Source organism: Hydrogenophilus thiooxidans (assembly GCF_019049855.1).
Taxonomy (GTDB): domain Bacteria; phylum Pseudomonadota; class Gammaproteobacteria; order Burkholderiales; family Rhodocyclaceae; genus Hydrogenophilus; species Hydrogenophilus thiooxidans.
Genome location: NZ_JAHLSY010000009.1, coordinates 59,139 through 79,033 on the forward strand (window position 1 = coordinate 59,139; position 19,895 = coordinate 79,033).

16 protein-coding genes and 1 pseudogene are annotated in these 19,895 nt (G+C 58.9%); 13 read left to right on the plus strand and 4 right to left on the minus strand.

Annotated elements, in window-relative coordinates:
- From nuoL to KUL93_RS06115, 6 genes and pseudogenes are all read left to right on the plus strand, one after another.
- A complete protein-coding gene (gene nuoL / locus KUL93_RS06090) occupies nucleotides 1-1,998 on the plus strand; it encodes an NADH-quinone oxidoreductase subunit L (protein WP_217126190.1) in 1,998 nt (665 codons plus the stop codon).
- Between the two features lie 15 nt (nucleotides 1,999-2,013).
- Nucleotides 2,014-3,498 (plus strand): NADH-quinone oxidoreductase subunit M, encoded by a 1,485-nt coding sequence (locus tag KUL93_RS06095; protein ID WP_217126191.1) that lies wholly within the window; start codon nucleotides 2,014-2,016, stop codon nucleotides 3,496-3,498.
- A 16-nt stretch (nucleotides 3,499-3,514) separates the two neighbouring features.
- Entirely contained in the window at nucleotides 3,515-4,987 is a 1,473-nt protein-coding gene (nuoN, locus tag KUL93_RS06100) for an NADH-quinone oxidoreductase subunit NuoN (protein WP_217126192.1), read from the plus strand.
- A 15-nt stretch (nucleotides 4,988-5,002) separates the two neighbouring features.
- Nucleotides 5,003-5,572, plus strand: a complete 570-nt coding sequence (locus tag KUL93_RS06105; protein ID WP_217126193.1) for an NUDIX domain-containing protein — start codon at nucleotides 5,003-5,005, stop codon at nucleotides 5,570-5,572.
- Between the two features lie 100 nt (nucleotides 5,573-5,672).
- The gene (locus KUL93_RS06110) at nucleotides 5,673-6,914 is read left to right on the plus strand and encodes a diphosphate--fructose-6-phosphate 1-phosphotransferase (RefSeq protein ID WP_217126194.1); all 1,242 of its coding nucleotides are present in this window, start codon (nucleotides 5,673-5,675) and stop codon (nucleotides 6,912-6,914) included.
- Between the two features lie 122 nt (nucleotides 6,915-7,036).
- Nucleotides 7,037-9,374, plus strand: a pseudogene (locus KUL93_RS06115) (putative bifunctional diguanylate cyclase/phosphodiesterase).
- Here KUL93_RS06115 and murJ read toward each other — a convergent pair.
- Nucleotides 9,354-10,892 carry a murein biosynthesis integral membrane protein MurJ gene (gene murJ / locus KUL93_RS06125; RefSeq protein ID WP_217126197.1) on the minus strand — a complete coding sequence of 513 codons (1,539 nt, stop codon included), beginning with the start codon at nucleotides 10,890-10,892 and terminating at the stop codon, nucleotides 9,354-9,356. The pseudogene KUL93_RS06115 and the gene murJ overlap by 21 nt on opposite strands.
- Before the next feature lie 77 nt (nucleotides 10,893-10,969).
- Between murJ and rpsT the strand changes: the two genes are divergently transcribed.
- A complete protein-coding gene (gene rpsT, locus KUL93_RS06130; RefSeq protein ID WP_119335164.1) occupies nucleotides 10,970-11,233 on the plus strand; it encodes a 30S ribosomal protein S20 in 264 nt (87 codons plus the stop codon).
- A gap of 87 nt (nucleotides 11,234-11,320) precedes the next feature.
- On the opposite strand, the gene KUL93_RS06135 is transcribed toward rpsT, so the two are convergent.
- Entirely contained in the window at nucleotides 11,321-11,635 is a 315-nt protein-coding gene (locus tag KUL93_RS06135) for a DUF3579 domain-containing protein (RefSeq protein WP_119335163.1), read from the minus strand.
- A gap of 102 nt (nucleotides 11,636-11,737) precedes the next feature.
- Between KUL93_RS06135 and KUL93_RS06140 the strand changes: the two genes are divergently transcribed.
- Nucleotides 11,738-13,612 (plus strand): peptidylprolyl isomerase, encoded by a 1,875-nt coding sequence (locus KUL93_RS06140; RefSeq protein WP_217126198.1) that lies wholly within the window; start codon nucleotides 11,738-11,740, stop codon nucleotides 13,610-13,612.
- 76 nt (nucleotides 13,613-13,688) lie between these two features.
- Here the strand turns inward: KUL93_RS06140 and KUL93_RS06145 are convergent, their stop codons facing one another.
- Nucleotides 13,689-14,486, minus strand: a complete 798-nt coding sequence (locus KUL93_RS06145; RefSeq protein WP_119335161.1) for an enoyl-ACP reductase FabI — start codon at nucleotides 14,484-14,486, stop codon at nucleotides 13,689-13,691.
- Between the two features lie 63 nt (nucleotides 14,487-14,549).
- Nucleotides 14,550-14,999 carry an SsrA-binding protein SmpB gene (smpB, locus tag KUL93_RS06150; RefSeq protein WP_217126199.1) on the minus strand — a complete coding sequence of 150 codons (450 nt, stop codon included), beginning with the start codon at nucleotides 14,997-14,999 and terminating at the stop codon, nucleotides 14,550-14,552.
- A gap of 66 nt (nucleotides 15,000-15,065) precedes the next feature.
- Between smpB and KUL93_RS06155 the strand changes: the two genes are divergently transcribed.
- Genes KUL93_RS06155 through KUL93_RS06175 form a run of 5 tightly spaced genes read left to right on the plus strand, consistent with a single transcriptional unit; the run spans nucleotide 15,066 to nucleotide 19,830 of the window.
- Nucleotides 15,066-15,542: a type II toxin-antitoxin system RatA family toxin gene (locus KUL93_RS06155; RefSeq protein ID WP_217126200.1), complete on the plus strand. Its 477-nt coding sequence runs from the start codon at nucleotides 15,066-15,068 to the stop codon at nucleotides 15,540-15,542.
- On the plus strand, nucleotides 15,542-15,829 hold the full coding sequence (locus KUL93_RS06160; protein WP_217126201.1) for an RnfH family protein: 288 nt from the start codon (nucleotides 15,542-15,544) through the stop codon (nucleotides 15,827-15,829). Before KUL93_RS06155 ends, KUL93_RS06160 begins: the two co-directional genes overlap by 1 nt.
- 35 nt (nucleotides 15,830-15,864) lie before the next feature.
- On the plus strand, nucleotides 15,865-17,325 hold the full coding sequence (guaB, locus tag KUL93_RS06165) for an IMP dehydrogenase (RefSeq protein ID WP_217126202.1): 1,461 nt from the start codon (nucleotides 15,865-15,867) through the stop codon (nucleotides 17,323-17,325).
- 18 nt (nucleotides 17,326-17,343) lie between these two features.
- Nucleotides 17,344-18,912 carry a glutamine-hydrolyzing GMP synthase gene (guaA, locus tag KUL93_RS06170; protein ID WP_217126203.1) on the plus strand — a complete coding sequence of 523 codons (1,569 nt, stop codon included), beginning with the start codon at nucleotides 17,344-17,346 and terminating at the stop codon, nucleotides 18,910-18,912.
- 27 nt (nucleotides 18,913-18,939) lie between these two features.
- A complete protein-coding gene (locus KUL93_RS06175) occupies nucleotides 18,940-19,830 on the plus strand; it encodes a PilZ domain-containing protein (RefSeq protein WP_217126204.1) in 891 nt (296 codons plus the stop codon).
- Nucleotides 19,831-19,895: the final 65 nt, after the last annotated feature.

The window sequence follows — 19,895 nt, forward strand, 5'->3', positions numbered from 1 at the left end:
ATGAAATTACTCTATACGGTTGTCCCCTTTGCGCCGCTCGTTGGCGCGATCGTTGCCGGATTGTGGGGCAATCGCTTGGGGCGAACCGCAACACACCGCATCACGATTTTGGGGGTGTTGATTGCGTTTCTGGCGTCGGTCGCGATCTTTTTCGACGTGCACAATGGCAATACCTTCAATGGGCCCTTGTACACCTGGGGAACGAGTGACGGTCTGACCTTCGAGGTCGGCTTTTTGATCGATTCGCTCACGGTGACGATGATGCTCGTCGTCACGTTCGTCTCGCTGATGGTGCATATCTATACCATCGGCTATATGGCCGACGATCCCGGGTATTGCCGTTTCTTCAGCTATATCTCGCTCTTTACCTTTTCGATGTTGATGCTCGTGATGAGCAACAACTTTTTGCAGCTCTTCTTCGGCTGGGAAGCGGTGGGATTGGTCTCCTACCTGTTGATCGGTTTCTGGTACACGCGGCCAACCGCGATCTACGCCAACCTCAAGGCTTTTCTGGTCAACCGCGTGGGGGACTTCGGGTTTCTGCTGGGGATTGGGTTGATCGCAGCGTACGCCGGTACGCTCGACTATGCCGAGACGTTCGCGCAAGCGGAAAAACTCGCCACGATGAATGAGGCGGTCACAGGGTGGCCGCTGATCACTGCGATCTGCATCGCTTTGTTCATCGGGGCAATGGGGAAATCGGCTCAGGTGCCGCTCCATGTTTGGCTTCCCGATTCGATGGAAGGTCCGACCCCGATTTCGGCGCTGATCCACGCCGCGACGATGGTCACTGCCGGGATCTTCATGGTCGCCCGGATGTCGCCGCTTTTCGAGCTTTCCGATACCGCGCTTTCGTTCGTGCTGGTGATCGGTGCGACCACGGCGTTTTTCATGGGCATTCTTGGGATCGTCCAGAGCGACATCAAGCGAGTGGTTGCCTATTCAACCCTTTCGCAGCTGGGGTATATGACGGTGGCTTTGGGCGCTTCGGCCTATTCAGTCGCGATCTTCCACCTGATGACGCACGCATTTTTCAAAGCGCTCCTTTTCCTCTCCGCAGGTTCCGTGATCATCGCAATGCACCACGATCAAGACATGCGCAACATGGGGGGATTGTGGAAGTACCTGCCCGTGACTTGGCTCACCGCTCTCATCGGGGCGTTGGCGTTGATTGGAACGCCCTTTACTTCCGGGTTCTATTCCAAAGACTCGATTCTGATCGCAGTGGCGCACGCGCAGATTCCTGGCGCAACCTATGCCTATTTCTGCGTGATGGCTGGGGTGTTCGTCACTGCGTTTTATACCTTCCGCATGATCTTTTTGGTGTTCCACGGCAAAGAGCGCTTCGGTCAAGCGCACGCGCATCACGATCACGCAGCGCACGGTTCGGATGACCATCACCATGGTCTGGCGCCGGGGGAAAAACCGCACGAGTCGCCCAAGGTGGTAACCGTGCCGCTCGTGCTCCTTGCGATTCCTTCGCTGTTGATCGGTGCCTTCACGATCGACGCAATGCTCTTCGGCGGTTGGTTCGCGAATGTCATTTTCGTCGATGAAGCGCGCCACGGCTCGATCGCAGCGCTCCGGGAAGAGTTCCACGGTGCGCTGGCGATGGGGTTGCACGGCTTGACCTCGCTGCCGTTCTTCATCGCGCTTGCGGGTGTGGCTTTGGCTGCGTTCTTCTACCTGGTGCGGCCCGATCTGCCCGATCGAATCGCGGCGCGCGTACGTTGGCTCTACACGATTCTCGTCAATCACTACTATTTCGACCGCTTCAACGAGATCGTCTTTGCCGGTGGCGCCCGCCGTTTGGGTCGTTGGTTGTGGCAAATCGGTGATCGCACGGTGATCGACGGCGCGATGGTGAACGGCTCGGCGCAAATCGTCGGTGAAGTAGCGGAAGCTGGCGCGGCGCTGCAAAGTGGGCGTCTCTACCATTACGCTTTCTCGATGATTCTGGGAATTGCCGTTTTGCTCCTTTTCCTTTACCTCGTTTGAACGTGGATGACCGTTATGTCGGGAATGCCCTTACTGAGTCTCGCGATCTGGATCCCAATCATTGGCGGGGTGCTGGTTCTCGCAGCGGCAGGCAATGACCGCCGTGCGTTCGAGGCGCGCTTGATCAGCCTGTTTGCAGCTGCGCTCGGGTTTGCGGTAACGTTGCCGTTGTGGTTCCAGTTCGATCCCACGACCTCAGCGATGCAATTCGTCGAATTGCGCGAATGGATCCCGCGTTACAACATCCGCTATTACTTGGGGGTCGATGGGATCTCGATGCCATTCGTGGTGTTGAACAGCTTCATCACCTTGATCGTCGTGATCGCCGGTTGGGAGGTGATCCAGAAGCAGGTCGCGCAATATCTCGCGGCATTCCTGATCATGTCCGGGATCATCAACGGCGTTTTTTCGGCGCTCGACGCGGTCTTGTTCTACGTCTTTTTCGAAGCATCGTTGATCCCGCTCTATTTGATCATCGGGATTTGGGGCGGCCCCAATCGCGTCTATGCCGCGATCAAGTTCTTCCTCTATACGTTGGTGGGCTCGCTCCTCATGTTGGTGGCGATCCTCTACCTCTTCGCCGCATCGGGTGGCAGTTTCGACCTCTTGGAGTGGCACCGGTTGCCGCTTACCCTCACCGAACAGAAATGGCTCTTCCTGGGTTTCTTGCTCGCCTTCGCGGTCAAGGTGCCAATGTGGCCGGTGCATACCTGGTTGCCCGATGCGCACGTCGAAGCGCCTACGGGCGGGTCGGTGGTGCTGGCGGCGATCGCGCTGAAGCTGGGTGCGTACGGTTTTTTGCGCTTTTCGTTGCCCATCGCGCCAGATGCGGCGCAGGCGTTCCAAGGGTTGATGGTGGCGCTGTCGCTCATTGCGGTTGTCTATATCGGTTTTGTCGCGCTTGTGCAAGAAGACATGAAGAAATTGGTCGCGTACTCCTCGGTCGCGCACATGGGGTTCGTCACGTTGGGGTTCTTCCTCTTCAACGCACTGGGAATGGAAGGGGCGATCGTACAGATGGTGTCGCACGGCTTCGTTTCGGGTGCGATGTTCTTGTGCATCGGCGTGCTCTATGATCGCCTGCACACGCGCCGGATCGCCGATTACGGCGGTGTGGTCAATACCATGCCCAAATTTGCCGCGTTTTTCCTCCTTTTTGCGATGGCCAATTCGGGGCTTCCGGCCACGAGTGGTTTCGTCGGCGAATTCATGGTCACGTTGGCAGCGGTCAAAGTCAATTTTTGGATTGCCGCTGCAGCGGCGACGACGTTGATCCTGGGTGCCGCCTATTCGTTGTGGATGTACAAGCGGGTCGTCTTTGGCGCGGTCGCAAACCCGCAGGTTGCGGCGCTGCAGGACATCAACCGGCGAGAATTCGTGATTTTGGCAGCGATGGCGTTCTTCGTCTTGCTGTTGGGAATCTGGCCCATGCCGCTGCTCGAGGTGATGCATACCTCGGTCGATGCGTTGTTGGCCCATGTGGCAGCCGGAAAACTCTAAGGAAGGGTGAGACACCATGGCATTGGAACTTCCCAATTTTGCGTTGTTGGCCCCGCAGATCGTGATCGCGCTCGCTGCGCTGGTTTTGATGACCGCTGGGGCCTTTGCGCGTGAGCGGTGGCGGCAATGGAATTATGTGGTCGCGCAACTGGCGGTGATCGTCGCGACGCTGCTTACGGTGTTCACTTCCGGCGATCCGCGCGTACAGACCACGTTCGGCGGGATCTTTCTGGTCGATTGGATCACGTTGGTGGTGCAGCTCTTCATCTATCTGTCGGTTTTTGCCGCTTTGATTTACGGCCGCTTTTATCTGATCGAGCGGGGGTTGGAACGGGCGGAGTATTACGCATTGGTCTTGTTGTCCCTTTTGGGCATGCAGATTCTCACGGTTGCGAACCATCTGCTCCTTTTCTACCTCGGTTTGGAGTTGATGTCGCTCGCGCTCTATGCGCTCGTCGCGTTTGACCGCAACCACGCGTTGCGTGCCGAAGCGGGGATGAAGTATTTCGTGCTCGGGGCGCTCGCCTCCGGTTTGATCCTCTATGGGCTCTCGCTGATCTACGGTGCCACGGCCACGTTGTCGCTTCCTGAAATTTCGTCGGTTGCCGCGCTCCGTCCTGGCGACGAACGTGTCTTCGGTTTTGGCCTCGCCTTTTTGGTCGCGGGGATTGCGTTCAAATTCGGTGCGGTTCCGTTCCATATGTGGGTCGCGGACGTCTATCATGGCGCACCCACTCCGGTGACGCTGCTCCTTGCTTCGGCGCCGAAACTGGCCGCGTTTGCGCTGGCGTTTCGCCTGCTGGTCTTCGGCTTTTTCGAATACGCCCACTATTGGCAGCCGATGCTCATGGTCGTTGCGGTGGCGTCAATTGTCTTAGGAAACCTTGCCGCGATCGCGCAGAAGAACCTCAAGCGGATGCTCGCCTACTCTGGGATTTCCCATGTGGGCTTCATTCTGCTTGGGCTCGCGGTGGGCGTTGTGGAAGGAAACCATCAATTGGCTTTGAACGCTTACAGCGCGACCCTTTTCTATGCGATCGTCTATGCGGTGATGAGCTTAGCGAGCTTTGGGCTGATTTTGCTGATGGCGCGCTCGGGCTTTGAAGCGGAATGGCTCGATGACGTCAAAGGGCTCAATCAAAAAAGCCCGTGGTTTGCCGCGATGCTGTTGATTACGATGTTTTCCCTTGCGGGCGTGCCGTTCTTCGTTGGGTTCTTTGCTAAATTGGCGGTGTTGCAAGCGGTGGTCGCTGCGGGCTACTTGTGGGTCGCGGTGCTTGCGGTGGTGATGTCGTTGATCGGCGCGTTCTACTACCTGCGCGTTGTCAAACTCGCCTATTTCGACGAGCCGACGGAGCGGCAGCCGTTGATCGCTTCCAGTGAAACGCGGGTGCTTCTTTCCGGGAATGCGCTGGCTCTTGCGCTTTTTGGCCTGATGCCGCAAGGATTGATGTCCCTTGCGGCGTACGCGATGATCGCTTCGCTGTAACGGGTGGTCGGCGCGATGGATGAATCGGTCAAACCTGGGGATGATCGCCACCTTGTCGAGGTAGCGGTGGCATCAAACCGGGTCTGGCAGGGAAAACTCCTTGATGTGTGGCGGGACAAAGTTCGCTTGCCCGATGGTCACACCGCAACACGGGAGTACATCCGCCACCCCGGTGCGGTGGTGGTCATCGCGCTCGACGCCGCCAACCGGGTGGTGATGGAGCGGCAATACCGCCACCCCGTCAAGACGGTAGTCGAAGAGTTGCCAGCGGGAAAACTGGACCCTGGTGAAGATCTGCTTACCTGTGCGCAGCGGGAATTGCAGGAGGAGACGGGGTACACAGCACACAGCTGGCGTTTGCTTGGCAGTTTCTGGCCATGCGTCGGCTACAGCAACGAAGTGATCCACGTGGCGCTTACAACCGAAATTTCCCCGGGGCTTGCTCGCCGCGACGAGGGTGAGTTTCTCGAGGTCTTCTTGTTACCCCTTGCGGAGCTCTTTGCCCGTGCCGAAAGCGGGCAGTTGCGCGACGGGAAGACTTTGGCAGCGCTAGCCTTGGCTCGCCCTTATTTACCCCGCTGTTGAGCGGTTTGTAATAGCGCACCCCCGCTTTTTTCTCGAGCGTCACTTATCACGACATCCTCGTTGTGTTATATTGAAGGGTGGTACTGTGTAGGAGCCACCGGTGAGTGCCATTCGCCGAATCGTCTACGCCCAATCTGGGGGAATGTCCGCGGTGATCAACGCAAGCGCCGCGGGGGTGATCGCCGAGGCGCAGCGCCGTGGACTTACCCTTTTTGCCGCGCGCTATGGGATGCAGGGGTTACTTGCGGGTGATCTCGTTGCCGTGCCACGATTTTCAGCTGAGCAACTGCTGCGGCTTAGCCATACTCCAGGGGGTTTTTTTGGCACGGCACGGCGCGATCTTCCCGATCCCGAAATCGATCCCACTCCGTACGACCAGTTGTTTCAGGTCCTTGCGCGCTACGGTATCGACGCATTGCTCTATAACGGCGGAAATGGGTCGATCGCAACCGTCGCGCAGATCGACCGGGAAGCGAAACGGCGGGGCATCCCGCTCACTGTGATCGGTATTCCCAAGACGATCGACAACGATCTGGAAGGGACCCATTTCTCACCGGGTTACCCTTCGGCGGCGCGCTATTTGATCACCAGTTTCCTCGAAGCGTCGCTCGATTTGGCATCGTTTCCGGCGAAAGGGGCGCGTGCGTTCGTGATGGAGACGATGGGGCGCAATGCAGGTTGGTTGGCCGCCGCGGTGAAAGCCGCTTCGGTGGTCTTGGACGATGAAGGTCCTCATCTCATCGTGCTGCCCGAGATGCGTTGGGACAAAGGGTCGTTACTTGCGGCAGCCAAGGCGACAATCGCCCGCTTGGGGTACTGTACTGTGGTCGTCGCCGAAGGGGCAACGCTAGATGGCAAACCGCTCGCCTATCAAGGGGTGGAAAAACGGCGGTACGTGCAGTTGGGCGGTGCGGGAAGCGTGATTGGCGGTTGGTTGCGCGAAGCGTTGGGCGCGAAGGTCCATGTGGCGGTCCCGGATTACCTCCAGCGCGCCGCAGCGCATTGGGTGAGTGCGGTCGACCACCGCGTCGCTTGGCAAGTTGGCGAGACCGCCGTTGCTTGGGCCGCCGAAGGCGCGCAGTCTGGCGTGATGGTTGGGGTCGTTTGCGACCAAGCGACCGGCGGTTGGCGAATGGAGGCAGTCGATGCCGCAACCATCGGGAACCAAGAAAGGCGCTTTCCCGCGTCATGGATTGCCGCTCCTTTTCAGGTCGATCGCGCGTTTCTCGACTATCTTTTGCCCCTCTTGGAAGGGTGCCCTCAGATCCCATGCAAAGCGCACGGGCTTCCCGATTTTTTCACCTCGTCCTCGTTCAGTGGGACAAACGATGCCTCGTTATGAGCTCGATTCGGCGCTCAGCCATGTCCTCGATGCGCTGGGGTGGGGCTATTGGGTTCGCGATCTCGCCACCGGCGAAATGGTCTGGTCCGAAACCTTTCGCCGCCAGCACGGCGTTGCTCTGGATGAACCGGCGACTCGGGAAGTGTTTTTGGCGCATCTTCACCCTGAGGATCGGGACGTGTTCGTCCACCAAGTGGAAGCGGCTTACCGCAGCGGACAAGGGGTGGTCCAGTACCGGGTGGTGCTTGAAAGGGGGACAAATCCGTTCGTGTATCGTGCAGGTGGTGGTCCTCACGACGCCGGAGGGAAAACGGCTTGCTTATGGGATCAACCGCTTCGACGACCGCTATTTGGCGCTCGATGCGGCGCTCACGGAAAAAGCGCGTACGCTCAACGCAGTGATCGCAGCGCTTCCGGTTGGCTTGATGGTTTTCGACGCCGAGCTGCGATTGCGCTACTGGAACGACCGCGCGTTCGACATTCTCGACTTGCCCCGTTCGTTGGCGTACGAAGGGGTCTCGTTTGCCGATCTCATTCGGGTACCCGCCTCGCGTGGCGAATACGGGCCGGGCGATCCGGAACAGTTGGTCGCGGAACGGGTGGCGTTGGCCAAAACCTTTCGCCCGCACCGCCTCGAACGGCAACACCCCGACGGTCGCTGGCATCTGGTGCAAGGAGAGCCCTTCTTCGACGCGCAAGGGCGGCCAGCGGGTTTCGTTTCGACCTTCACGGACATCACTGCGCTCAAAGCTGCGGAAGCTGCGGCCCAGACGGCGCGAGACCGCTTGCAGACGCTGATCGATCACCTTCCCAGTGGCGTGTCGTTTTTCGACGCAGAGCTGCAACTGATCGCTTGGAACCAGAAGTTTGCCGAACTCCTTGACTTTCCGTCGACACTACTGGATCATGGCGTCGATTTTGCAACACTTCTGCGCTTCAACGTGGAGCGCGGCGAGTATGGCGCGGTCACCAATCTCGAAGCCTATCTCGAGGAACGGCTTCGGGCTGCACGTAGTTTCGTGCCGCATGAACTCGAACGGACGCGTCCCAATGGCCGCGTGCTCCATATCATCGGGCAACCGGTTCCCTCCGGCGGGTTCGTTTCGATCTACCAAGACGTGACCGAGCAGCGCCGCATCGAAGCGGAACTGCGTCGTCGTGCGCTCACCGACGAATTGACCGGTTTGACCAACCGTGCGGCGCTGCTCAGCCAATTGCCGCGCTTGTGTGAAGAGGCCAAACGGCGCGCCGAGCACCTTGCCGTATTGTTCATCGATTTGGATCGTTTCAAATGGGTCAATGACACCGCTGGACACGAAGTGGGTGATGCGGTGTTGCGCGCTGCGGCCGAGCGGCTCCGTACGGCAGTACGCGCCAGTGATCTTGCTGCCCGTGTCGGCGGAGACGAATTCGTTGCAGTGACCTTCGTCACCGAAGCGACACAAGCCAGTGAGTTAGCGCAGCGCTTGCTGGAACGGTTTGCTTTACCGTTCGAAGTGGGGGAAAACCAATGGCAACTCTCTCCTTCGATCGGGATCGCGCTCTATCCCGACGACGAGCGTGATCCAAACGCGCTCTTACGCGCTGCGGATCTTGCGATGTATCGTGCAAAGGGGGAGGGGGGAAACCGTTTTGCCTTTTTTACCCGGAGTTTGCACGAAGCGGCGACGTCACGCAGTCGTTTGGAGCAACGGCTGCGCCTTGCGATCCACCATGATGCGTTTCATCTCGTATTTCAACCGATTTGCGATCGGACAGGCGCGATCGTCAGTGCAGAAGTACTCTTGCGTTGGCGCGATGAAGAGCTGGGAGAGGTTCCGCCAGCACGCTTCGTCCCGGTTGCCGAACAGGTCGGGCTGATGCCGGCCATCGGTCGTTGGGTATTGCGGCGTGCGTTGTACCAGTGGGTGCAGTGGAGACAAGCCGGTTTGCGTCTCCCGAGCATTGCGGTCTGCGCATCAGCTCTACGACACGATGCTCTATGAGACGGTTCGCGCTGCGCTTGCCGAGAACGGTGTCGAGCCGAGTGCGCTCAAATTGGAGATAACCGAATCGGCAATGATGCGCGACCCGGCACTTGCGCAAGAGCAGGTGCAACGTTTGGCGAGGTTGGGGGTCCGTTTTGCGGTAGATGATTTTGGCACGGGTTACTCTTCGCTTGCGTATCTTCATACCTTCCCGCTTTCGGAACTGAAAATCGACCGCTCGTTCATCACACCGCTGGCGCACAATGGCCGCGACGACGCGATCGTCGACGCAACCATCCAGATGGCACATCGGTTAGGGCTCCAGGTGGTGGCAGAAGGGGTAGAGTGCGCTGAGCAGCGGGACCATCTGTTGCGCCTGGGATGCGATTTTTTCCAGGGGTACTGGTATGCGCACCCGCTTTCTGCGACGCAGTTTTACCACTTTTGGCAAAAGCAGCTCGCATCCGATTCGTCACAACGGCCGCTTGAGTGACCCCCAGCGAAACCCTGTGAGCCAAAGAACGGAAAAATAGACGCCAGCGCCTACGGTAACCCAAAGCGCCACCCCCAGCAAACGGACCCATTGCCCGGATGCGGTTTCCGCTTCCACCCACGCCTCCGTTGTGACGAGAAAGAGCGCAAGAGCCAGTAACGCTAACGTGAGGGAAAGAAGGAAACGCGGCCAGTTCGGTTGCCACACGAAATGGCCACGGCGGTGCAAGTGAAAGAGTAAAAACCCGGCGTTGCCCCAGGCAGCGAGCGAAATCGACAACGCCAAGGCCCAGTGTCCCCAATCGAAGAGGAAAAGAAAGAGGGCGTTGCCAAGTTGCGTGAGGATCAGCGAAAGGATTGCCCCTTTGACCGGGGTTCGCGTGTCCTCACGGGCGTAAAACCCGGGCGCTAGAATTTTGACGCCGATGAGGGGAATGAGGCCAAACGCATAGGCGGCAAGCGCCAAAGCCGTGGCGTGTGCGTCGTGTGCGGAAAAGGCCCCGCGCGCAAAGAGCGCCATCGTGAGCGGTTCACCACTCAGCACGAACGCGAGCGCGCACGGAGCAGTCAAGAGGAGCGTCATTCGCAAACCCCAGTCAACCAAGCGCTGATACCCCGCTTCATTGCGTTCCGCGACCGCGCGGCTGAGGTGCGGCAAGAGGATCACACCGAGCGTCGCACCAAAAAGGCCTGCCGGTAATTCCATCAGACGATCGGCGTAGTACAGCCAGGAGACGCTTCCTGTGGGGAGTAGAGAAGCGAAGAGGGTATTGAGCAGCAACGAGATCTGCGCGGCGGAAACCCCAAAGACCGCTGGCCCCATCAGGGTGAGGATCCGCCGCACGCCAGGATCGCGTGGGTGCCAGTCCCAGCGTGGCGTCAAGCCCAGACGGGGCAATTGCCACCAGTGCCAGAGCCACTGCAGGATTCCCCCCAAAAGCACCGAATAGGCAAGCCAATACGGGTCGCGATCGTCCATTGCCCACGCGGTGGTAAGGAGTAAGAGGAACGCGGCATTGAGCGCGATCGGTGTTGCCGCGGGCAGACGAAAATGGCCCCAGGTGTTGAAAAGCGCCGAGGAAAACGCCACGAGCGACATGAACAAGATATAGGGAAACGTCAAGCGGGTCATCGCGACGGCAAGCGCGAAACGTTCCGGATCCGCAGCGAACCCAGGCGCCACTGCGCGGACCAACCCTTCGGCACCAAGCACGCCTGCGAGCGTCACGACGCCAACGGTGACGAAAAGAACCGTGAACACCCGGTCGATCAACGCTTTGGTGCGCTCGGGAGGCGCAGTGCGATGCGTCTGGGCCAAGACGGGAACGAATGCCTGGGAGAACGCGCCTTCGGCGAAGAGGCGACGCAAGAGGTTGGGAAGTCGAAACGCAACCACGAATGCGTCGGTAGCCGCTTGCGCCCCAAAAAGTGCGGCGATCAAAACGTCACGGGCGAACCCCAGGAGGCGAGAAAGGAGCGTCAGGCTGCTCACCTGCGCGAGTGTTTTGAGGAAATTCATCCAGAACCGCCTTGCAAAGGGGTGATGAAAAAGTTAGAATTATAGTTTCTGGTGCATGAATTTCGATTGGGGATAAGATGGCCAACACGGCACAAGCACGCAAACGTGCACGGCAGGACTTGAAGCGCCGTGCCCATAACCGCAGTCTTCGCTCACGTCTGCGCACAGCGATCAAGTCGGTTCGGCTTGCGATCGCTTCGGGCAACAAAGAACAGGCCCAAGCAGCGTACCAAGCAGCGCAATCGGTGATCGATTCGATTGCGGGCAAAGGCATTATTCACAAGAATGCTGCTGCCCGTTACAAGAGCCGGCTGGTTGCCAAGATCAAAGCCATGGCGTGATGGTTTGTTTCTTTCGTCTTTGATAGGAAAAGCGGCCACAGGCCGCTTTTTTATTCCTTGCGGTATCGGCTGCGCCCTCCGCGCCGTTCAACTGGCCTCTTTTTCGGGCGGGGCAACCGTACAAACGTCGCGATAGCGAATTTCCAGGTTGTTGTCCTTGGCGAAATTGACAAGAAAACGGTAAGCCATCGGCTGAACGTGGTACAGTTTGGCATCTACTTCGACGGTCTTGGCCCCATCGATCATCGGGCCGGGGCGAACATAGGGGGAGTAGCGCATTCGGTTGTCCGCCCCCATCGTTGCCATGATGCCGCAAAGGCGTTCCGCCCAATCGCTGGGGCGGAAACGGCGTCCATCGACCGTCCGTCCGACAATCAGAAAGTCACTGACTTCGTTTTCCATAATTTCGATGTCAAGAAAACTGAACGATAATTATACGCCACTGCAGCAACGAAACGGCTTATGCGATAATTACGGCTTCCGATTTTGTTCGAGGTCACGATAATGCTCGATGCCATTCGCCGCCGCAAGCGAATCGCGCAGATCATCTTGCTTATATTGATCATTCCCTTTGCCTTTTTTGGTGTAGAGCGTTACTTTTCCACAGGTCCGTCGCGTAACGAAGTGGCAACGGTAGGGGATTCCGCGGTAACGGTTGCGGCGCTGCGCGACGCGCTGCAGCGGCAAAGCGACCGCTTGCGTACCCAGATGGGGGAGGCGTTTGACCCGAAGCTCGTGCGCAGCCAAGCGTTCGTTGAGGAGGTACTGCGGCAATTGCTGGAACGCCAAATCCTTTTGAACGAAGCGCAGCGGCTCGGACTGCAGGTTCCGCAAACGGTGGTGCAGAAAACCCTGGCTGCGATTCCCGTGTTTCAGAAGGATGGCCGTTTCGATTTTGCCACGTATGAAGCGGCGCTGCGGGCGCAGGGAATGACGCCGGCGCGGTTCGAAGCGCTGGTCCAAGAAGATTTGGCGATCGAAAAACTCCTGCGCTCGGTTCGCGCTGCAGTCGTCCCTCCGCAAAATGTCCTGACGCTGTTGCGGTGGCAAGAAGAGGTGCGGCGCGTGCGCTGGCAACGCCATTCGATCGACGCCGTTGCGGCGACGCTGCCGGTCGACGAGCAAGCGGTCGAAGCGTTTTTCCAACAACATCAGGATCGCTTCCAGAAACCGGATGAAGCGACTCTCGAATACGTAGTGCTCGACGAAAAGCAACTTGAGGTGCCGCCCGTACCAGAGGAGGACGTTCGCAAGGCCTTTGAGGCCCGGAAAGCAGCGATCGCACAACCGGAAAAACGGCGTATTCGCCACATCTTGATCACTGCCTCGAACTTTGACGACGGCAAAACGCTACCTGCGGAAGTCACGCAGCTTCTTGCGCAACTGCGCGGCAAAGACGAAGTGCAATTCGCCGAAATCGCCAAAAACCGGTCGGAGGATGCGGCAACCCGCGCCCAAGGGGGTGACTTGGGGTGGGTCACGAAGGAAGAGCTGCCGCCAGCGTTGGCTGAAGCGGTTTTTGCTGCGAAAACCCCGGGGCTACTCGATCCCGTTCGCACCGATTTCGGTTGGCATCTGGTTTGGTTGTCTGCGATCCAGCCGGCTCAAACACCCACTTTCGACGCGGTTGCCCCGCAAATTCGCGCGGCATTGCAGCAAGAGGCGCGCAAGCGGCGGTTCACGGAATTGGTCGCGGAATTGCCCAATCTGGCGTTTGACGCGGTGGACCGCCTCGACCCGGTTGCGGAAAAGGTCGGGGCACCCATCGAGAAAACGCCACTCATGCCGCTCGATGCGCTCACGCTCAACGATGGCACGCCTTTGCCAGCTGCGCTGATGGCGCAATTGAGGAGCGAAAATGTCCGCCGCGGCGAAAACCTGGATCCGGTCACGTTGCCCGATGGGCGTATGGTGGTGGTGCGGGTTGCCCGTTTTGAGTCCGCACGACCGCGCACCTTTGCCGAGGCCAAAGCGGACGCAATTGCCGCGTGGCGTCGCGATCGCGCGCAGTCGCAATTGGTGGCTTCGCTCGCGCAACAGGTAGAAACGAACGCGTCGATCACGAAATGGGACGGCGAAAAGCGGTTACAACGCAACGATACGACCTTGCCGCGCACTGTGGTGGAAGCCGCGTTTGCGCTGCCGCGGAAACCGGGCGTTCGCAACGTGGTTACAAGCGGTGATGCCGTATGGCTGCTCGAACTCGTCGCGGTGGAAACGCCGGTCGTCACGGATAACGATGCACGGGCCAAATCGCTTGCGACACAATTGCACAGCCTCTATGGTGACGTGCATTACCGTGCGTGGTTGCGCACGGTGGAAGCGCGCTATCCCATCCAGATCCGTCAAGAGGCGTTGCGGGAATTCACCGCCGAATAACGGGCGAGAAATCCTGTAGGGCAAAACGAAAAGGGCGCAGCACGCGCCCTTTTTCGTTGCCCCGTTTTGCTTTTCCTTACAAGACGAGCGGTTCGGGGTTGCCGAGCGCGACGTTGTGAAAACCGCCATCAACGTAGAGAATCTCGCCGGTGATGCCGCTTGCGAGATCCGAAAGGAGGAACGCCGAGGCGTTGCCCACCTCTTCGATCGTGACATTGCGGCGCAGCGGCGCATGGTGTTCGTTGTAGCGAAGGAGTCTGCTGAAACTGCCAATGCCCGACGCGGCAACGGTTTTGATCGGGCCTGCCGAGACACCGTTTACGCGGATCCCCTCAGGTCCCAAGCTTGCCGCCAGGTAGCGCACACCCGCTTCCAGACTGGCCTTGGCCATTCCCATCAGGTTGTAATTGGGCATCGTGCGCACAGCGCCAAGATACGAGAGCGTCAACATCGACGACTTTCGGTTTTGCATCAACGGCCGAAACGCTTTCGCCATCAGGGGAAAACTCGCTGCGCTCACTTCATGGGCGATGCGAAACGCTTCGCGCGTGAACCCGTCGAGAAAATCGCCCTCGAGCGCTTCGTTCGGGGCATAGGCAATGGAATGGACGAAACCGTCTAACCCTTCCCATTCTTGAGCGATGCGATCGGCAAGCCCGGTGATCTCTTCGTCGCGCGTCACGTCGAGCGGCGCGATGAAATCGGCCCCGAATTCCGTTGCGAACTTGGCGATGCGCCCTTCGAACCGTTCGTTTTGGTAGGTGAACGCCAAACGTGCGCCTTCCCGCGCGCACGCTTGCGCGATGCCATAAGCGATCGAGCGGTTGCTGAGTAGCCCGGTGATCAGGATCTTTTTACCCGCCAAAAAACCCATCGACAACTCCTTCGTCACAATTGGGAATATCTTATCATGAGCGTTCCGCGGTGTTTCAGTGCTTCAGCGCACCGCAGCACGTAGCAACCGAGCTTTTTCGCGTGCCCAATCGCGTTCCTTCGCGCTTTCCCGCTTGTCGTGAAGTTTCTTGCCTTTCGCCAACGCAATCGTTGCTTTGATCCGACCGTTCTTGTAATGGAGGTCGAGCGGCACGAGCGCGTAACCCGCGCGCTCAACCTTGCCGATCAAACGGTCGATCTCGCGGCGATGAAGCAAAAGCTTGCGCGTCCGAGTAGGGTCGGGTCGGACATGGGTCGATGCGCTGGCAAGCGGCGAGACGTGCATTCCCAAAAGAAAAAGTTCGCCATGCCGAACCAGGACGTAGGCTTCCTTCAGATTGACCCGTCCGGCACGGATCGCTTTCACCTCCCAACCTTCGAGCACGAGTCCGGCTTCGAAGGTCTCTTCGATGAAATATTCGTGTCGGGCTTTTCGATTTTCGACGATGGCCATAAAAGAGGTTCATGCGTTGCGGTACAATCGCCCGATTATACCGAGGAGTGGCTTGGGTTTTTGCCAATGGCGACGGTACACAAGCAAGTTTTGATCGATCGTCCTGCGGAGGCGATGTTCGCGCTGGTCGATCACTGCGAACACTACCCGGAGTTTCTGCCGTGGTGTGGTGGCACCGAGGTCCACCAGCGCACGGAACATCTGACCGACGCCACCTTGAAGGTCGACTTCCATGGGGTGAAAACCCAGTTCCGCACCGTCAATCAGAAACAGCCCCCGTTGGAAATGCGGATCACGCTCAAAGAGGGGCCGTTCAAACACCTTCACGGCCACTGGCGATTCAAACCGCTCGGTGCGATCGGCTGCAAGATCGAGTTCGAGCTCCATTACGAGTTTGCGAGTAAATGGTTGGACAAGGTACTGGGGCCGGTTTTCGACAAAATCGCCCAAACGTTCGTCGATGCGTTCGTTGCACGCGCCCATGCGATTTCCCCAGAAGTCTGGGCGGCGTTGCCAGGGTACCGTAGCGAGAGGAGTGAGTGATGACAGAGACCATCACGGTCGAGGTGGTTTATGCGCCAGCCCCGCACCAAGTCGATCTGGTCACGGTGCAGTTGCCGCCCGAAAGCACCGTTGCCGACGCGCTCGAACGCTCCGGGATTCTATCCCGCCATCCTGAGATCGACCTCGATGGGAAGAATCGGATCGGAATCTATGCCAAACCCGTGACCCTGGCCACGCCGCTCAGAGACCGTGACCGAATCGAAATCTATCGCCCGATCATTGCCGACCCGAAGACGGCGCGGCGGAAAAAAGCGGCTCAGAAGTAATCGCGATATAATCCCGTTTTGGCTGGAGTGTCGCCATGCGTCTCAAAAAAATCGCACTCACGTTCGATGATGTTCTCTTGGTCCCTGCCTATTCCCAAGTCTTGCCGCGCGACGTCGACCTCTCGACGAAGCTGACGCGCGCCATCCGCCTCAACATCCCTTTGGTGTCGGCGGCGATGGATACCGTGACCGAAGCGCGGTTGGCGATCGCACTCGCGCAGGCAGGTGGGATTGGAATCATCCACAAAAACCTCTCCGCAAAACAGCAAGCGGCCGAAGTGGCGAAGGTGAAGCGGTTCGAATCCGGGATCCTCAAAGATCCCGTGACGATTCCGCCCACGCTGACCGTAGGAGAGGTGCTTTCGCTCACACAGCAACTCGGAATTTCCGGGCTTCCGGTCGTCGACGAAGGCCGCGTGGTGGGGATCGTCACCCATCGCGACCTACGATTCGAAACCCGGCTGGACCTGCCAATTGCGCAAATCATGACCCCGCGCGAGCGGCTCGTTTTCATCCGCGAAGGGGAGAGCGTCGAGAAAGCCAAGGCGTTGATGCACGAACACCGTTTGGAGCGGGTGCTGATCCTGGGTCCGGACGATACCCTCAAAGGGTTGATCACGGTCAAAGACATTCAGAAGTCGACCGAACACCCCAACGCGGCGAAAGACAGCGACGGGCGGCTCCTGGTGGGTGCCGCGATCGGCGTCGGCGCGGGTACCGAAGAGCGCACCGAACGCCTGGTCGAAGCGGGTGTCGATGTGATCGTCGTCGATACCGCACACGGCCATTCGCAAGGGGTACTCGACCGGGTGCGCTGGGTCAAGCGCCAATTCCCGAATGTGCAAGTGATCGGCGGCAACATCGCAACGGCTGAGGCGGCAAAAGCGTTGGTCGACGCCGGCGCGGACGCGGTCAAAGTTGGGATCGGGCCCGGTTCGATCTGTACCACTCGGATCGTCGCTGGCGTTGGGGTGCCGCAAATCACCGCGATCTCTGACGTTGCGGAGGCGCTCGCGGGAACCGATGTCCCGTTGATCGCCGACGGCGGCATCCGATTCTCGGGTGACATTGCCAAAGCGCTCGCTGCCGGCGCCCACTGTGTGATGTTGGGTGGTCTTTTTGCTGGTACCGAAGAAGCGCCCGGTGAGACGGTGCTCTATCAAGGCCGGTCGTACAAAGCGTACCGCGGCATGGGATCGCTCGGTGCGATGCAGGCGGGTGCTGCCGACCGCTATTTCCAGGACAACACCGCAAACGTGGACAAATTCGTGCCGGAAGGCATCGAAGGGCGCGTGCCGTACAAAGGGCCCGTTGCGGCGGTGATCCACCAATTGGTTGGCGGCGTTCGCTCCTCGATGGGGTATTTGGGTTGCCGCACCATCGAGGAGCTGCACGCGAAAGCCGAATTCGTGCAAATCACCTCGGCAGGCGTACGTGAATCGCACGTTCATGACGTGCAGATCACGAAAGAGGCGCCTAACTATCACCTTGATTGACCGCGAAAAAGGTGCGCCATGGCGCAGCACGACAAAATTTTGATCCTCGACTTTGGGTCCCAGCTCACGCAATTGATCGCGCGGCGGGTGCGGGAACATCAAGTCTATTGCGAAATCCACCCGTTCGACGTCTCCGACGATTTCATCCGCTCGTTCGGTGCAAAAGGGGTGATCCTCTCCGGCGGTCCCAACTCTGCGTACGACGCCGTCGACTGGCGTGCGCCGCAAGCGGTCTTCGAACTGGGCGTGCCGCTACTGGGGATCTGCTACGGCATGCAGACGATGGCGGAGCAATTGGGGGGTAAGGTCGCACCCAGCGGCAAACGGGAGTTCGGCTATGCCGAAGTGCGGCTACGCAACCACTCGCCGCTCTTCGAAGGCATCGAGGATCGTCGCGACGAATCGGGGCGCGCGTACCTAGAGGTCTGGATGAGCCACGGGGATGCGGTGGTTGCGCTTCCTCCAGGATTTCAGGTGATCGCCGAAAACGAATCGACGCCCGTGGCGGCGATGGCCGATCCCGAACGCGGCTTTTACGGTGTGCAGTTTCACCCGGAAGTGACCCACACGCTCAAAGGAAAAGAGATCCTGGGGCGCTTCGTCCATGAGATCTGTGGTTGCGGCTGGGATTGGACGATGCCCGAGTTCATCCCAGAGGCGGTCGGGCGCATCCGCGAGCAGGTGGGTGACGAAGAGGTGATCTTGGGGCTTTCGGGGGGCGTCGATTCCAGCGTTGCCGCAGCGCTCATCCATCGGGCAATCGGCGATCAGCTCACCTGTGTTTTTGTCGACAACGGGCTCCTGCGCCTCAACGAAGCGCAACAGGTGATGGCCACCTTCGCCCGCCATTTGGGGATGCGGGTGATCCACGTCGACGCGTCAGAGCGTTTCCTCCAAGCGCTGGCCGGCGTAACGGACCCGGAAGCAAAACGGAAAATCATCGGTCGCGTCTTCGTCGAGGTCTTCCAGGAAGAGGCGGCGAAGCGCCCGAATGCCCGGTGGCTCGCGCAAGGGACGATCTATCCCGACGTGATCGAATCGGCTGGCAGCAAAACCAAAAAAGCACACACCATCAAGAGCCACCACAATGTGGGCGGGTTACCGGAAACGCTCAACCTCAAACTCCTGGAGCCGCTGCGGGAACTTTTCAAAGATGAGGTGCGGGAGTTGGGGATTGCGCTTGGGTTGCCGCATGAAATGGTCTATCGCCATCCGTTCCCCGGTCCCGGGCTGGGGGTGCGCATCCTGGGCGAAGTCAAGCGCGAATACGCCGAAATTTTGCGCCAAGCGGACGCGATCTTTATCGACGAACTCCGCGCTGCCGATTGGTACGACAAGGTAAGCCAGGCATTTGCCGTCTTTTTGCCGGTCAAGAGCGTCGGGGTGATGGGAGACGGGCGGACCTACGAATACGTGATTGCGTTGCGCGCAGTTGAGACCCAAGACTTCATGACCGCGCATTGGGCAGAACTGCCGCACGCTCTGCTGGGGCGTGTCGCCAACCGCATCATCAACGAAGTGCGTGGCGTCAATCGCGTCGTTTATGATATTTCGGGCAAACCGCCTGCGACGATCGAGTGGGAGTAAATGGCGCTCAGACTACGAGTTTGACCGATGCTGCGCGTCCCTGTCAAACTGCACGAACTCCTGCTCGGTAAGCCGATGCCGTTCGACGTCTATGACCGGGACGGACGGCTCCTGTTGCGTCGCGGTTATGTGATCGAAACCGAACAGGAAAAACAGAAACTCTTCAAGCTAGGCCCAGAGCGGGACGTCACGACAGACGAGCGATTCCGCGCAGCGCTCGAAAGCGCGCAGCGCGTCGAGGTCAAAGGCAGCGATGAGGAAAGAAGGGCGCTTTCGCTAGGGTTTCATGAGCTCCATCTGGTCCCTGGGGAGTTGCTGCAAATCAAGATAAGCGGCGACGACCAGCCGCTTTGGTCACGTTACGTGGGCATGTTGCGCACCAAATCGTTGCTGATCGACGCGGTGACCCGCAATGACCTTCCCATCTTCATCAAGGAGGGAACAACCCTTCAAATCAAAGGGACTTCAGGATCGTACGCCTTCCTGTTTTCCGCTTCGCTTTTGGTGAATGTTTCAAAGCCCTTTCCTTACCATCACCTGACCTATCCGAGCGAAGTCAAGGCGTTGCGCTTACGCCGCAGCGAGCGCGTGCCGGTTCGCCTCGTCTGTGCTGTGCTCACCGCAGAAGGGATACCCCATGGTGGCGTGTTGTTGGATCTCTCGTTGGGTGGCGGCTTGTTGGCGACCCGTCACCCGCTGAATGTTGGCGATACCGTGACGTTGAAGTTCAAAATCGACTTGGCAGGCAGCGAACTCATTCTGAGTGTGCGTGCCCAGGTGCGCTCCCAACGGAAACTGGACGCCGTCCATCTTCGCGACGGGGAGGGGTATGGCGTTCAGTTTCTCGATTTGACGCCAGAAGAGACCCTTGCGCTCATGACCTATATCCGGGCTGTTCAATCTGGGGCGGCTAACTGAGGTGCCTGACAAAACCCGCCGTGACCGTGCGCAGCAATTGGCAACCAATGCCTGCTGAGAGAACG